The following is a 14,363-nucleotide window of genomic DNA, read 5'->3' on the forward strand; positions in this document are numbered from 1 at the left end:
TAGTAGCTTCTGATTAAAGTACCAGAATGCAATGAAGTTCCGTGTAACGTTCCCGCGGTGTGGATTGTTTACATGCCTTTGCTAAACCAAGGCCACCATGAAAAACAACCTACTGATACTCCCACTCACCTGCTGCGCCCTTTCATCCCTGCCGGCGCAGTCGCTCATTGTTAATTTCAACGGTTCTACCGTTGCGGGCACGGAACACTTTTACAGCCCCACTGACGGTGACGTCGTCTGGGGAAGTGATACTTTGAATTTCGATTTTGAGAATTTCCAGGATAGCAGTTCGACTGGAAACCATGCCGGCGTATTCGATAATGACGGCTCTACGTTTGGGGAGACCGGAGTCTCTTATTTCTTTGTTCGCGATCAGACAGTTGATTCTACCGGCATCACCGCCACTTTAACAATCAGTGGTTTCAGTGGAGACAATTATAAGCTCGAACTGATCAGCTCCGTTTATTCTGACACTGGCGTCCGCTTGGCAGATATTCAGGTGAATGGCAGCTTTGCGGATAGTGGCGGCGGCGTTGCTTTGTACGGAGATGACTACAATGCATATACCGATGGTTTTCTAACTGGCACGCCTTTGACTTGGAATAATGTCGTTCCAACAGGCGTCTCGAATGACACGATTACCCTTACCGTCGCCACATCCGGTCAGGATTTGATGGGCTTTATCAATGGTCTGCGGATTACCGTAATTCCCGAACCGGCTACGATGGGGCTGTTCATAGGACTCGGTCTGATCCCATGCTGTATGCTCGCTCGAAACCGGAAGTACAGATAATCGAACACACAAGATTTCTCCAAAACGGGTGTGCTTGGCCACACCCGTTTTTTGTTGGCTCGAACTGAAAGTCTTCAACTAGGCTCCACCCACTTGCCATGCTCCTTGATCAGGTCGATCAGGCGGTCCAGGGCTTCGGCGGAGGCGACGTTGTATTTCACGCACTCCTTGCCGACGTAGAGATTGATCTTGCCGGGGGCGCCGCCCACATAGCCGAAATCGGCGTCGGCCATTTCACCGGGGCCGTTGACAATACAGCCCATGATGGCGATGGTCACGCCCTTCAGGTGATCGGTACGGGCACGGATTTTCTGTGTGACGCTCTGCAGGTCAAAGAGTGTGCGCCCGCAACTCGGGCAGGCCACGAATTCGGTCTTGGATATGCGTGCCTTGGCGCCCTGGAGGATGTTGTAAGCCAAGGCCGTGGCCTTATCGAGCATGGGTTCGGTTTCCACACTGATGAGGTCGCCTATGCCGTCGCAGAGAAGCCCACCGCTGATGACACTGGCTTCCAATAATCGATCCGCGTAATAGTTTTTGGGCGCAAGAGTGTTGCCTGTGGTGTTACGAATCCAGATCGGGGCGTCGGCTATCGTATCCCGGGTCGCTTCTGCGAGAGCGCGGTATTGGCCGAGCGGGTGAGCGGAGCCGCCGCAAGCGGCGATACTATGATCGTTGCTCTGTCGCGTGTCCGCTTGCGGACGCTTTGAACATCCCGCGGTCGAAAGAATTAAATTGGCGCTCCCCATGGCCTGGAGACGCGGGCCGATTTCCTCGCGAAGCGCTTCAGCCGAGCAGTCGAGTGCAAGATTAAACCCCTTGCCCCTGCAGAACTGCAGCAGGCTTTGGGCGTAGAAACTGTCCTCCCGGCTGACCGACTGAAGGAGTATGATGCCTGCGAGTCCATCGGGCCACTCGTAGGCTTCGAGCTCCGAGAGGTCGATGCCTACCCCGAGTTCCAGCACAAAGGCTTTTACCACACTATGGAGGGCTTCGTGCAGGCCCCTGAAAGGTTCCAGATCTACGGCTGTCTGGATCTCGACTTGCAGGCCTTCGATTTTACTGTCCTTGAACTTGGTTTGAACAATGCAGACATCTTGGATGATGGCAGCTGTTTCGCCGACTGGGTGCGCGGTTTTAACGATGACCGCCGGCAAGGATTCGCCGCCGATGCTGCAGTCGGGCCCCAGCTCGATCGTGCGGGTTTCCCTGCGTCGAAAATCAAAGGGATCGATACTGTCCTTCAGCGGTTCACCCAACTGGGAGTCCGCCTGTGCATTCCAGAGTGTCATCGCCTTATGCGCCAGGTCACGGGCGACGGGGACCTCGTAGATCGGATCTTCAGTCAAAGACACGCGGATGGTGTCGCCCAGGCCGTCGTTGAGCAAGGTGCCGATGCCAATCGCGCTCTTCACCCGGGCATCTTCGCCATCACCGGCCTCGGTCACGCCGAGGTGGAGCGGGTAGTCCATGCCCTCCTGCTTCATCCGGGCCACGGCGAGACGGTAGGCTTCGATCATGACCTTCGGGTTGCTGGCTTTGAGTGAGAGGCAGATATCCTGATAGTCATGGCTTTCCGCGATACGGATGAACTCCAGTGCGCTCTCGACCATGCCGAGCGGGCTGTCCCCGTAGCGGTTCATGATCCGGTCGGAGAGGGAGCCATGATTGGTCCCGATGCGCATGGCGCGTCCGAGCTCCTTGCAGCGCAGCACGATCGGCGAAAAGGCTTCGTGCAGGCGCTCGAGTTCCTCCTCGTAGGCGCTGTCGCTGTATTCCTGCACGGCGAACTTTTTCTTGTCGGCATAGTTGCCCGGATTGATACGGACCTTTTCGACATGCTTGGCCGCTTCCATGGCCGCAGAGGGCAGGAAATGGATGTCCGCAACCAGCGGGACCTCGCACTTGGCCGCACGTAGCTTCTTTGAAATCTCGCCGAGTGCCTCGGCGGCCTTCTTGTTCGGTGCGGTGATCCGGACGATTTCGCAACCCGCTTCGGCCAGCGCCAGTGTCTGCTTTACGGTGGCGTCCACGTCCTGGGTGTTCGTCGTGGTCATCGACTGCACGCGGATCGGGTGGTGCCCGCCGATGCCGATGTTGCCGACCATTACCTCCCGGGTTGAACGCCGCTTGGCAATAAAGCGGGAGGCGCAGTAGTCGAGTTGGGCAAGCACGGGAGAACTCATGACCGATATTTTGAAACTGCGAATGGATGCGGATGCACGCTAAATTTCGTCTTATGAAATCCCCGGCTACTCCGCATCGACGGCAGTGGGTGCCGGCTCAGTATTTTCGATGGCCGGGTTGGCTTCTTTGTCCTTTGCGTTCTGCTTTACCTGAGGGGCGTCGTCAATGATACCGGCGTCGACGCCGACGCGCTTCACATCGTAGAAACTTACGTAGGCGACGAAGCTCAACAGGAGCACGACAAAGGCGACTTGCAGGTTTTCCATCAGCTTGCGGGGCAGGGGGCGTCCAATTAGCTTGGAAATTGTGGCGAAGAGCATGTGGCCGCCGTCGAGGACCGGGATGGGCAGCAGGTTGAATATGGCCAGGTTCACATTGATCAGGGCCAGAAACCAAACCACATCGATCCAGCCATAACGGGCCATCGAGGTCAGTCCGTGTACGATGCCGACCGGGCCACTCATGTTACGAACTTTAACATCGGAACTCTTGTGCACCAAGGCAACGAGGGTCAGGCGCATGGTGTTGGCCATAATGCCGATTTGTTCGATCGGATTGCGATGCACTCGTTCAGTCTTTGCCTCATAAAAGTAGGCAAAGCCAAATCGAGGTTGGGTCTCACCTGGCGCTATTTTGGGCACGATCGGCAGTACCACTTCTTCGCCGTTTCGAAGCACTTTCAGATCGATGGGGCCACCTTCATGGTTACTAAGGTAGACGCTCAAAAAGGCCGAGGAGGCGATTGCTTGATCATCCAATGCCAAGAGCTTGTCACCTGGTAACAGACCGGCTTCGGCGGCAGGCATATTTTGCTGCACTTGGCTGACTACGAGATCTGTGCCGGGATCCACTCCAATATACCGGATATCTTCGGAGGTCACCAAGGCCGGATAAACTCTGAATGTCATTGTCTGCTCATCCCGCAACACGGTCACATCGGCGAAGGCGCGACCTTCCTCGTCGCGACCGGTGCCGGTCATGACGGCATTGTTGAACTGCATCCAGTCACCTACACCTTCGTTATCGACCTTCAGGATGATGTCGCCTTCTTTCAGGCCGGCTTCAAAAGCGGGACCGGGGACGATCGCACCCTCGGAATTTACGATTTCCGGCGCAACAAAATCGACTTCGGTGGACTTGATAATGTCCTGTCCGACCCACCAGAGGATCAGGGACAGGCCGAATGCCAGAATCAAATTAAACACCGCGCCCATGACGGCGACGATCATCTTGTCGGCATAGGAGATCGGGGGCAGCTTGTCGGCCTCGTCGCCTTCGCCGCCTTCCAAGCGGCCCATGTCCGCCAGTTGAGGGAGAGAGACATAGCCGCCCAGTGGCAGCAGCGAGATCCGGAAATCGGTACCGTTACGGTGCCAGCCGAAGAGGCGTGGGCCGAAGCCGATGGAAAAACGGTCTGCGATCAGGCCGCGCTTCTTGGCCGCGATAAAGTGGCCGAGTTCATGGATGAAAATACAGAAGCCGAGGCAGAAGAGGGCGATAGCGATGTACCAGAAATTGAGCAGGTAAGCCATGTGTGTATCGGAAAGTCAGTAGTTGAGCGCGAGGGAGCGTGCCTCCTGGTCAATTTGAAGCAAGGCTGCGATGTCGGTTGGTTGGGTCTTTGACATTGTATTCAAACAATGCCCGATGATCTTCGGAATATCAAGGTAGGCGACCTCTTTGGCGAGGAAGCGTCCGACCGCGATTTCATTGGCGGCATTGAAGACGGCCATCGCACTGCCGCCGGTGCGGAGGGCGTCGTAGGCCAGTTCGAGGCAGGGATAGCGGGAAAAGTCGGGTGCCTTGAAGTCCAGTTGCATGGCCTGGGTGAAATCCAGCGTCGCATCGACTCCTTTGGCGCGCTCGGGGTAAAGCAGGCAGTGCTGAATGGCGAAAGTCATGGAAGGCGGGCTGAGCTGGGCGAGGATCGAGCCGTCGATGAATTGGACGAAGGAATGGACGATGCTTTGTGGATGAATGACCACTTCGAGGCGCTCAGGTTCCAGCCCGAAAAGCCAGAAGGCTTCGATCAGCTCAAGTCCTTTGTTCGCCATCGTGGCCGAGTCGACGGTGATTTTCGGGCCCATGCTCCAGTTCGGATGCTGGGTGGCATCCTTCGGTGTGACCGAGGCCAGGGCTTCGACCGGTGCATCCCTGAACTGGCCGCCTGACGCGGTCAGGATCAGCTTGTCCAGCTGACGTCCGGGGTAGCCCTCGATGCATTGAAAGATCGCATTGTGCTCGCTGTCGGTGGGCAGGAGGCGTACACCCTTGCGTTGGGCGGCTTCGATCACAAATGCACCGCCGAGGACGAGCAGTTCCTTGTTGGCCAGCGCGATGTCCTTGCCGGACTCGATGGCGGCAAGGGCCGGTTTCAAGCCGCAGGCACCCACCACCGCAACCAGCACAATCTCGGCCTCCTCCAGGGTGGCAATAGCGCTGAGCGCATCCGGGCCGCCGTGGATCTGTGTTCCGGCGGGAAACTGGCCGTCGGTTTGGGCCCGGCGATAGGCCGCTTCGTCCGACAAGGCCGCGTGCGGCACCTTGAACTCCCGGCAGATCTCCGCCAGAGCCCGGTCATTTCCATTGGCGGCCACTCCGACGAGCTGCAGCTTGTCCGGATGGGCCCGCAGTACACGTAGTGTGCTGCCGCCAATGGAACCGGTGGCTCCTAGCAGGACGATCTTCCTTGGCCCCGGGTCCGACATTTAGAAAATCGAGTATTTGAACAGCAGGTAAGCCAGGGGTGCCGTCAGGATCAGGCTGTCCGAGAGGTCGAAAATGCCCCCGATTCCCGGGATAATGCTGCCGGAGTCCTTGACCTCGGCCTGACGCTTGAAGGCGGATTCCACCAAGTCTGAGGCGATCGAGGCGATCGAGATCGGCACGGCGATCAAGGCGGCAAGCCACCAACTGAAACCTTCCGGAGCGAAGTTGTTGAAGAGGCCGAGAAAAACGAGGCCGACCAGCACCGCGCTGACCACGCCGCCGACCGCACCTTCGTAGGTCTTTTTCGGACTGATGATGGAAAGCGGGGTCTTTCCGAATTTCATGCCGACCAGCAGACCGCCGACATCGGTGCACTTGGCGACTGCGACGACCCAGACCGTGAGGAAGATTCCCGTGTTGGCCCCATAGTCATTGTATTCGGCGGTCTTGACGATTTTGATCAGGAAATGCAACAGGTAGGGGACGTAGATCAGCCCGAACAGGGTCGGCATGAAGCTGCGAAGCCGGCCTGCTTGAACATCCATACGGATGATCGTGATGGTCAGTACGAGGAAACTCAGTAGAAAAAGATCGTTTCCGGAGTCGAGGCCGCCCAGGTAATAGGAACCCAGGACGATGACCACCCCACAGGCGAGGCCGAGTGGCTTCATCGGGGACAGGCCGATCTTTTCAAACAACTGGTAGAGCTCCAGTTGTGTCATGCAGGCGATGGCTGCGACGAGGAAGACTCCGGCATGTACGCCGAAGATCAGCAGCGAGACGACGAGCGTCGTCCAGAGAATTGTAAAACTGATGAAGCGTTGCTGCATGAAAGGTGTCTCAGGGGTTGGAATATGTCTGTCTTAGCGGCGTTCAGGCGTTTTGCAACTGTTCTGCGGTTTTGCCGTAACGTCGTTCCCGCGCCGCATAGTCGTCCAGCGCCGCTTTGAAGTGCGCCTCGGTGAATTCGGGCCAGAATACGGAGGTTGTGTAGATTTCGGCGTATGCCGCCTGAAGCATGAGGAAATTGCTTAAACGATACTCGCCGGAGGTGCGGATGACGAGGTCCGGGTCGGGCATGTCCTTGGTGTACAGGTAGCTGCGCAATGTTTCGTAGTCCAGCTTCTCCGGATCCAGGGTTCCCGCCTGTGCCGCACGGGCGATGGCCTGCATGGCGTCAACCACTTCGGTACGGGAGCCGTAATTGAGCGCCAGTGCCAGAGTCTGGTCTTTGAAATCGCTCGTGTCGGCCTCGGCACGCTGAAGCAATTCCTGAATCCGCACGGGCAATTCCCGATAGCGGCCCACCACGCGTAGGCGGATCTTCCGCTTCATCAGTTCCTTGTGCTGGTCCACGAGAAAGCGCTCCAGCAGTTTCATCAGCCCGTCGACCTCCTCCTTGGGGCGGTTCCAGTTTTCCACGCTGAAGGCGTAGAGTGTCAGGTAACGAACCCCGAAGTCCCGGGCGGCGTTGAGGGCACGCTTGACCGATTCCGCGCCCCGGCGGTGCCCCTCAATTCGGGGCAGGCCCTGCTTGCGGGCCCAGCGGCCGTTGCCGTCCATGATGATCGCAACGTGCTGAGGCACTTTGCGGTCAGTTGAAGGCAGGGTTTCCAAGGTCTCAGACATGCGATTGGTTGACAGACAGGTATCAGGCACAGTTAAAACGCAGCCCGCATCACGTGCAATGCGAAAGGCAGTCCGGCTGCGGATTCAAGGCTTACTGATTGAGCTCGACCAGTTTGGCGAGAATCGCCTTCTGGGCGTGCAGCCTGTTTTCCGCCTCGTCAAAAATGATGGATTGCGGACTGTCGAGGACGTCTTGGGTGACTTCTTCGCCGGCATGAGCCGGGAGGCAGTGCATGAAATAGGCGTCCGCTTTGGCCAGGGCCATCAGTTCGCTGGTGACCGAGTAGGGGGCCATCTGTGCCTTGCGCGTCACGGCCTCGGCTTCGTCGCCCATCGAGACCCAGACATCGGTATACACGACATCGGCATCCTGCATGGCTTTCTTCGGGTCGAGGGTATAGGTGTACTCCACCGGCAAGCCGTCGGCCTTCAAGGCGTCGATCACCTCCTGTTGCGGTTCAAAACCCTCCGGGCCGGAGAGGGCGATTTCCATTCCGAACATGGCTGCGGTGATGATCCAGGAGTTCGCCATGTTGCTGGCGCTGTCCCCCAGATAGGCGACCTTTTTGCCCTTCAGGCTTTCGATCGACACATTTTCCGGGTCGTAGCGCTCCAGCAGGGTGAAGATGTCGGTGTAAAGCTGGCAGGGGTGATTGAAATCGGTCAGCCCGTTGACGATCGGCATGCTGGCATGCCGCGCGAAAGTTTCCACGATTTCGTGCTCGAAGGTGCGGATCACGAGTCCATGCAGATAGCGGGAGAGGACCTTGGAGGTATCCTCAATGGTTTCCCCGCGCCCGATCTGGGTGTTCTGGGAATTCAATACGACCGGGAAGCCGCCGAGTTCGTTGATGCCGACTTCGAAAGAGACGCGGGTACGGGTGCTGCTTTTGTAAAAGAGCAGACCCCAGGACTGCATGTTGAGGGCGGGCGGGCAATTCAGGCGGTTGGCCTTGAATTCCTTGGCCAGGGCAAAGACGTCCTGGGCCTGTTCGAGGGTGAAGTCGGTTTCTTTGAGGAAATGTTTCATTCTGCGGGATTCGGGATTCGAGATACGGGATTAGTTGAACGATGCGAATACCTCGTCGAGGATGCGGACGCTCTCGGCGAGTTGTTCCGGCGTGGCGATCAGTGCTGGAAGCAGTCGGATGGTGTTGTGGCCGGCGGGGACGATCAGCAGGCCCTTGTCCCGGGCGGCCTTGGTGACGGCAAGGCCGTCCGCATGAAGACCGAGACCGACCATGTAGCCGGCACCCCGCATCCCTTCGATGTGCTGGGGGTATTTTTTCACCAGTGCTTGGAGGGATGCATGCCAGGATTTGGAGTTGGCCGTCACCTTTGCCAGCAACTCCTCGGACTCAATGATGTCGAGTACCGCGTTGGCCGCTGCGGAGGCCAGGGGGTTGCCGCCGAAGGTGGTGCCGTGGGAACCGGGCTGGAAGAGCTCGTCGTAGCCCTCTGCGACCCAGATGGCCCCGATCGGGAAGCCTGCGCCCAAGCCCTTGGCCATTCCGATCGCGTCCGGCCGGATGCCGCTGGCTTCGTAGGCGAAGAAATTGCCGGTCCGTCCGATGCCGCACTGCACCTCGTCGAGCATAAGCAGGGCGCCCCGTTCCGTGCAGAGGGCACGCAGCTCCTGCAGGAAGGAATTCTCCGCGGGGAACACGCCGCCTTCGCCCTGTATTGTTTCCACGAATACAGCAGCCACGGTCTCGTCGACCAATGCGTCGAAGGTCTCGATCTTGTTCAGTTCGCCGAACTTGAAACCGTCCAGCATGGGGCGGAAGCCGCCTTGGATCTTTTCCTGGGGGGTGGCTCCCATGCCGCCGAATGTCCGGCCGTGAAATGCATTTTTCGCGGCGACGACGGTGTAGCGCTTGCCTTCCTCGTCGTTCGAGAGCTTCCGGCCATGCAGGCGGGCGAGCTTGAGGAGCGCTTCATTGGCTTCGGCTCCGCTGTTGCAGAACAGGACCCGTCCCGGGCCTGCCTGGGCGACCAGACGGTCGGCCAGTTTCTGCTGGCCCGGTATGCCGTAGAGGTTGCTGCAGTGAACCAGCGTGCCGGCTTGTTCCTGGACGGCCTTGACCCATGCCGGGTGCGAGTGGCCGACGGATGTGACGGCGATGCCGCTGCCGAAATCGAGGTAGCGCTTGCCGTCTGCGTCAAATAGGTAAACCCCTTCGCCCCGCACGGCGTTAAACGCGGGCGGGCCGTAGTTTTTCATTAAACTTGGGTGGTGCATTGTATTTAAACTTGTTCGGTTTTCGGTTGTTCGGTTTTCAGTTCGGAACAGATGACTGGGAAACTGAAAACCGGATAACTGTCCTGCTGCCTAAGCATTCACGATTTCGGTCCCGACGCCCTTGTCCGTGAAGATCTCCAGTAGGAGGCTATGCGGCTGTTCGGCATCAACGAAGTGGACACGGTGGACGCCACTGAGCAGTGCTTTGACCGCACTGTCGGTCTTCGGGATCATGCCCTTGCTGATGGTGCCGTCCTGAACCAGTCCGTCGATCTCGTTGATCTTTAACGAGGAAATCAAAGTGGACGGATCCTGGATATCGTGCATCAGGCCGGGGACATCGCACAGGTAGACCAATCGTCGGGCCCGCAGGGCGGCCGCAACACGTCCGGCCGCGGCATCCGCATTGGTATTGTAGATCTGGCCGTCCTCATCGCAGGCGATGGGGGATATGACGGGGATGTAGCCGTCATTGAGCGCCTTGCGGATGATCTTGGTTTTGACCGTGTGGGTCTCGCCGACATAGCCGATATCCACCGCTTCCCCGTCGATTTCAACCTGCTTCTTGTCGCAGACCAGAATGCCGTTGCCGGGCAGCCCCAGCGGGCGTGCACTCTTGGCCTGGAGAATCTCGCAGATCTCCAGGTTGACGACCTTGTTGAGCGTGTGTTCGACAATATTGACCGATGCGGCATCCGTGACCCGGAGGCCGTGCTCGAAACGGGTCTCGACCTCGGCTTCCGCCAGGGCGCGGGTGATGGCTTTCCCGCCTCCATGAACGACCACGACCTTGATGCCGACCGCATGCAGGAAGGCGATGTCCGTGGCTACGCGTGTACGCACCTCGGGGTCGGCCGCATCCATAAAGGCGCCGCCGTACTTGATCACGAAAATACAGTCGCGAAAACGCTGCACATAGGGAAGAGCCTCCAGTAGAACGGCGGCCTTGGTGGTGACATCCAGATGGTCGGTGAGTGGCATCATCGAATTATAATAGGCTGAAAATAACGAAGAGATGAAGCAGTAACTACTCGGACTTGTTGAAGTCGACGTAGGCTTCGCTCAAATCGGAGGTGAGTAAACGGAAGGAGGCGGGCCCCTGATTCAAGTTCAGAGTGATCCGGAAGCGTTTTTTTGCCACGATGGCCTTCCATTGAGGGATGTTCTGGTCCTGCGGACGGCCGCCGATCAGGGCCGGGACATCGTCGTAGTGGATGTCGAAACATTCCTCTTTCAGTCCGACCCGGGCATAACCGGCGGCATCGGCAAGACGGCCCCAGTTCGGGTCTGACCCGTACCATGATGACTTGACCAGGAGCGAATTGCCCACGGCACGGGCGACTTTCTCCGCGTTTGCCTCGCTGGCGCAGCCTTCGACGATCAGCTCAACCAGCTTGGTGACCTTTTCGCCGTCGCCCACGATCTTTTCCGCGAGAATGTCGCAGACCTTGTAAACTGCTTCACGGAAGGCTTCCAGTAGGTCGGGTGAGTCCTTGGCTTCGATCCCGGACTTGCCGTTTGCAAACAGAAGCACGGTGTCATTCGTGCTCATGTCCCCGTCGATTGAGATCCGGTTGAAAGTCTTGTTGCAGGCCGCCGTCAAGGCGTCCTTGAGCGTGCTGTTGTCCGCTTCCAGATCGGTCACGAGAAAGGCCAGCATGGTTGCCATATTGGGTTCGATCATGCCGGCACCCTTGGCCATGCCGGCCACTGTGACGGTTTGTCCCTGATACACGAAGCGCGCGGTGGCAACCTTGCGGCGCGTGTCGGAGGTCAGGATGGCATCGGCTGCCTGGAGCGAGCTTTCGGATTCGTCGGCCAATTGTACGGCCGCTGCGGCCATGCCCGCTTTCATTTTTCCCATCGGCAGCTTCCGGCCGATCCGGCCGGTGGAGCAGACCAGGAAGGGCTGTTCGATTCCGGTTTCAATTTGGGCCAGGGTGGACATTTCCCTGGCATCCGCCATGCCTTGCTCGCCGGTGCAGGCGTTGGCGTTGCCGCTATTGGCGACAAAGCCGGCCACGCGTACGGCGGGCTGTTCGAGGATGGCCTTGCAGACGTGGACCGGTGCGGCACACACATCGTTGAGGGTAAAGACACCGGCTGCGTTGCAGGGCGCTTCGGCGATGACCAGAGCAAGGTCGAGACGTTCCTTGCCGGTCTCACGGATGTCGCAGGCGACGCCGGCGAGCTTGTAGCCCGGACAGTCGGCCAGTCCGTTCGAGTTTTCGGTCAAGGTCACTGTGATGGGCTTTTCCATGGCAGCTTAAAAGATGGGATTAGACGAGTCCGGCTGTTTCCGGGAACCCGGCCTTGAGGTTGAGGATTTGTACAGCTTGGCCGCTGGCTCCCTTGACCAGGTTATCGATCACCGATGTGATGACGAAATTGTCTGTCCGGGAGTCATAGACCGCGGCGATGTCGACCCGGTTGGTTCCAGTGACATGCTTGGTGTCCGGGAAGCTGCCACTGGGCAGGACGCTGACGAAGGGCTTGCCCTCGTAGATCTTGTTCCAGGTGCTGTAAACTGTTTCCAATGAGGACTTTGCCTTGGCTACGATGGTGGTGGCAATGCCCCGTGTGACAGGTGCCAGGTGCGGGTTGAACTGTACTATCACATCGGCGAAGGCCGCCTTTTCCAATTGCTCCTCGATTTCCGAGAGGTGCCGGTGCCGCGGCATGCCGTAGCCCTTCATGCTTTCGTTCCGCTCGCAGTAGATAAAGTCTTCCGCGACCTTCCGTCCAGCGCCGCTGACGCCGCTGTAGCTGTTGATGACGATGCCGGAGGGAGCGATCAGGCCGGCCCGGAGGAGGGGAATCAGAGGGATTTGGATGCTGGTCGGGTAGCAACCGGGACAGGCGATCAAATTGGACGCTTTCCATGCGGGATCCGCCAACTCCGGAATGACGTAGGGAGCGGCCTTGAGCAGCTCCGGGGCCGGGTGCGGGTGTCCGTAGTAGCTCTCGTAGGTGGCCGGGTTGTTCAACCGGAAGTCCGCACTCAAATCGATCACGGTTTTGCCCGCTTCATAGAGCGGCTTGGCAAATTCGGTGGCCACTCCGTGGGGGAGGGCGAGAAAGAAGACGTCCAGCTCCGTATTGGCCGCCAGTTCCGCCGGATCCGAGGCCGTGAATTTCAGCTCGCCCACGGCATGCCTGAGCGCCGGCATCACATCGGCCACCGATTGGCCGGCCAGTGAACGGGAGGTGACGGCGGCCAACTCGACCTGTGGGTGCCTGGAAAGAAGCCGGACCAACTCTTCGCCCGAGTAGCCGGATGCACCGATGACTGCTGCTTTCATGCTGATAACAAAAAGGGGGATCTGAATTCGGATGGATTGGCGGACCTTATACGCCCCAGCTAGAGCTGTGCAACTTATAGAAGAAAACGCCAGTATTAGAAAATAACTCGGAGTGCGGGACTCTGAAAAACAAAAACCCTCCAAAGCACGCGGCACGGCCTTGGAGGGTTTGCAAAAATCTGCGTCCTTTGCCGCTGCGATTAACGCTTGGAGAACTGGAAACGCTTACGTGCGCCCGGTTGACCGGACTTCTTACGTTCACGGGAGCGCGGGTCACGGGTCATGTGACCGTCCTTCTTGAGGGCTTCGCGAAGATCGCCGTTCATCTTTTCCAGCGCACGGGCAATCCCGAGGCGGACTGCACCGGCTTGGCCGTTGAGACCTCCGCCTTCTGCCTTGACCTTGATATCCACTTGATCGGCCATTTCAACGGTCTTCAGCGGGGACAGGGCGGCACGGGTGAAGTCTTCGGTTTTGAAGTAGGCTTCCGGCTCTTGGCCGTTGACTTCAATCTTGCCGGTGCCGCGGGTGAGGCGGACACGAGCCGTAGCGGTCTTGCGACGGCCGACGGTGACGTAAGTTTGTTCTGCAGTAGTTGCCATGATGTAAAAAAGGATTGTCCAGCGAGGGGGTTAGACCAGCGGCTTGGGCTGTTGTGCTTCGTAAGGATGCTCCGGACCCGCGTGGATCTTAAGCTTCTTGATCATTTGACGGCCCAGGGTGTTGCGCGGCAGCATGCCCTTGATGGCGTGCTCGAGGATGAACTCGGGCTTCTTTTGGCGCATGTCGGACACGTTGATATACTTTTCGTTACCCATCCAACCGGTGTAGAACATGTAACGCTTGTCCGATTCCTTCTTGCCGGAGAGGCGAACCTTGTCTGCATTCACTACGACCACGAAATCGCCGGTGTCGACGTGCGGGGTGTAGGTGGGCTTGTGACGGCCGCGTAGGACGTTGGCGATTTTGACGGCGATGCGGCCCAGTGTCTGATCGGCGGCATCTACCACGTACCAAGTCTTGGTATGGTCGGTTTTTGTAGCTAAAGTCGTCTTCATGATTTTGGAAAAGCGGTGAACAGTAGAATCGCCCTCAGGCCTGTCAATGGGAATTTTAGCTAATTTTAGCAATAAGCCGATTTTTTATTGCAATGCAGGGCGGGAGGCTCATTTTGCGCTGTTTTCCCACATTTAACCACAGCGGAGAAACTACTTTGAGAGACGATTATTTACAGGAAGCGCAAAAGGTGATCACCGACCCGATGATTTTGATCAACGTGGTCTCTCGCCGTGCCAAGCAACTGAAGAGCGGCTACAAGCCTCTGATCGAATCGCTTGAGCGCCTGTCGGCCGAAGATATGGCCCTGCGCGAGATCATCGAAGGCAAGATTACCTACCAGCTCGACGAAGCTGAGGAAGAAGTCTGAGCGGCTTTCGCGCGCCCTGAGTTGACTACCCAAAGCTTCCCCGGGTCTGCGCCGTGGAGACAGGAACCATCGTGT

14 protein-coding genes are annotated in these 14,363 nt (G+C 58.1%); 2 read left to right on the forward strand and 12 right to left on the reverse strand.

Annotation, left to right across the window (positions count from 1 at the left end; genetic code table 11):
* Window positions 1-97 precede the first annotated feature (97 nt).
* The gene (locus tag O2597_RS04240) at window positions 98-793 is read left to right on the forward strand and encodes a hypothetical protein (RefSeq protein WP_269522949.1); all 696 of its coding nucleotides are present in this window, start codon (window positions 98-100) and stop codon (window positions 791-793) included.
* Between the two features lie 74 nt (window positions 794-867).
* Here the strand turns inward: O2597_RS04240 and ispG are convergent, their stop codons facing one another.
* The 12 genes from ispG to rplM all read right to left on the reverse strand — a co-directional run bounded on the left by ispG (window position 868) and on the right by rplM (window position 13,920).
* The gene (gene ispG, locus O2597_RS04245) at window positions 868-2,979 is read right to left on the reverse strand and encodes a (E)-4-hydroxy-3-methylbut-2-enyl-diphosphate synthase (protein WP_269522950.1); all 2,112 of its coding nucleotides are present in this window, start codon (window positions 2,977-2,979) and stop codon (window positions 868-870) included.
* Window positions 2,980-3,045: 66 nt separating this feature from the next.
* Window positions 3,046-4,512 carry an RIP metalloprotease RseP gene (rseP, locus tag O2597_RS04250; RefSeq protein WP_269522951.1) on the reverse strand — a complete coding sequence of 489 codons (1,467 nt, stop codon included), beginning with the start codon at window positions 4,510-4,512 and terminating at the stop codon, window positions 3,046-3,048.
* Between the two features lie 15 nt (window positions 4,513-4,527).
* Window positions 4,528-5,688 (reverse strand): 1-deoxy-D-xylulose-5-phosphate reductoisomerase, encoded by a 1,161-nt coding sequence (gene dxr / locus O2597_RS04255; protein WP_269522952.1) that lies wholly within the window; start codon window positions 5,686-5,688, stop codon window positions 4,528-4,530.
* The gene (locus O2597_RS04260) at window positions 5,689-6,519 is read right to left on the reverse strand and encodes a phosphatidate cytidylyltransferase (RefSeq protein WP_269522953.1); all 831 of its coding nucleotides are present in this window, start codon (window positions 6,517-6,519) and stop codon (window positions 5,689-5,691) included. It lies immediately after the preceding gene.
* A gap of 43 nt (window positions 6,520-6,562) precedes the next feature.
* A complete protein-coding gene (uppS, locus tag O2597_RS04265) occupies window positions 6,563-7,318 on the reverse strand; it encodes an undecaprenyl pyrophosphate synthase (RefSeq protein ID WP_269522954.1) in 756 nt (251 codons plus the stop codon).
* A 91-nt stretch (window positions 7,319-7,409) separates the two neighbouring features.
* A complete protein-coding gene (gene argF, locus O2597_RS04270; RefSeq protein WP_269522955.1) occupies window positions 7,410-8,348 on the reverse strand; it encodes an ornithine carbamoyltransferase in 939 nt (312 codons plus the stop codon).
* A 30-nt stretch (window positions 8,349-8,378) separates the two neighbouring features.
* Window positions 8,379-9,542: an aspartate aminotransferase family protein gene (locus tag O2597_RS04275; RefSeq protein ID WP_269522956.1), complete on the reverse strand. Its 1,164-nt coding sequence runs from the start codon at window positions 9,540-9,542 to the stop codon at window positions 8,379-8,381.
* 108 nt (window positions 9,543-9,650) lie between these two features.
* Window positions 9,651-10,544: an acetylglutamate kinase gene (gene argB, locus O2597_RS04280; RefSeq protein WP_269522957.1), complete on the reverse strand. Its 894-nt coding sequence runs from the start codon at window positions 10,542-10,544 to the stop codon at window positions 9,651-9,653.
* A gap of 43 nt (window positions 10,545-10,587) precedes the next feature.
* Window positions 10,588-11,820 carry a bifunctional glutamate N-acetyltransferase/amino-acid acetyltransferase ArgJ gene (argJ, locus tag O2597_RS04285; RefSeq protein WP_269522958.1) on the reverse strand — a complete coding sequence of 411 codons (1,233 nt, stop codon included), beginning with the start codon at window positions 11,818-11,820 and terminating at the stop codon, window positions 10,588-10,590.
* A 19-nt stretch (window positions 11,821-11,839) separates the two neighbouring features.
* Window positions 11,840-12,862 carry an N-acetyl-gamma-glutamyl-phosphate reductase gene (argC, locus tag O2597_RS04290; RefSeq protein WP_269522959.1) on the reverse strand — a complete coding sequence of 341 codons (1,023 nt, stop codon included), beginning with the start codon at window positions 12,860-12,862 and terminating at the stop codon, window positions 11,840-11,842.
* A 200-nt stretch (window positions 12,863-13,062) separates the two neighbouring features.
* Window positions 13,063-13,464: a 30S ribosomal protein S9 gene (gene rpsI, locus O2597_RS04295; protein ID WP_269522960.1), complete on the reverse strand. Its 402-nt coding sequence runs from the start codon at window positions 13,462-13,464 to the stop codon at window positions 13,063-13,065.
* A gap of 30 nt (window positions 13,465-13,494) precedes the next feature.
* Window positions 13,495-13,920, reverse strand: a complete 426-nt coding sequence (gene rplM / locus O2597_RS04300) for a 50S ribosomal protein L13 (protein WP_269522961.1) — start codon at window positions 13,918-13,920, stop codon at window positions 13,495-13,497.
* A 155-nt stretch (window positions 13,921-14,075) separates the two neighbouring features.
* Between rplM and O2597_RS04305 the strand changes: the two genes are divergently transcribed.
* Window positions 14,076-14,288 (forward strand): DNA-directed RNA polymerase subunit omega, encoded by a 213-nt coding sequence (locus O2597_RS04305; protein ID WP_269522962.1) that lies wholly within the window; start codon window positions 14,076-14,078, stop codon window positions 14,286-14,288.
* Window positions 14,289-14,363: the final 75 nt, after the last annotated feature.

This window comes from Coraliomargarita parva, from assembly GCF_027257905.1.
Taxonomy (GTDB): domain Bacteria; phylum Verrucomicrobiota; class Verrucomicrobiia; order Opitutales; family Coraliomargaritaceae; genus Coraliomargarita_A; species Coraliomargarita_A parva.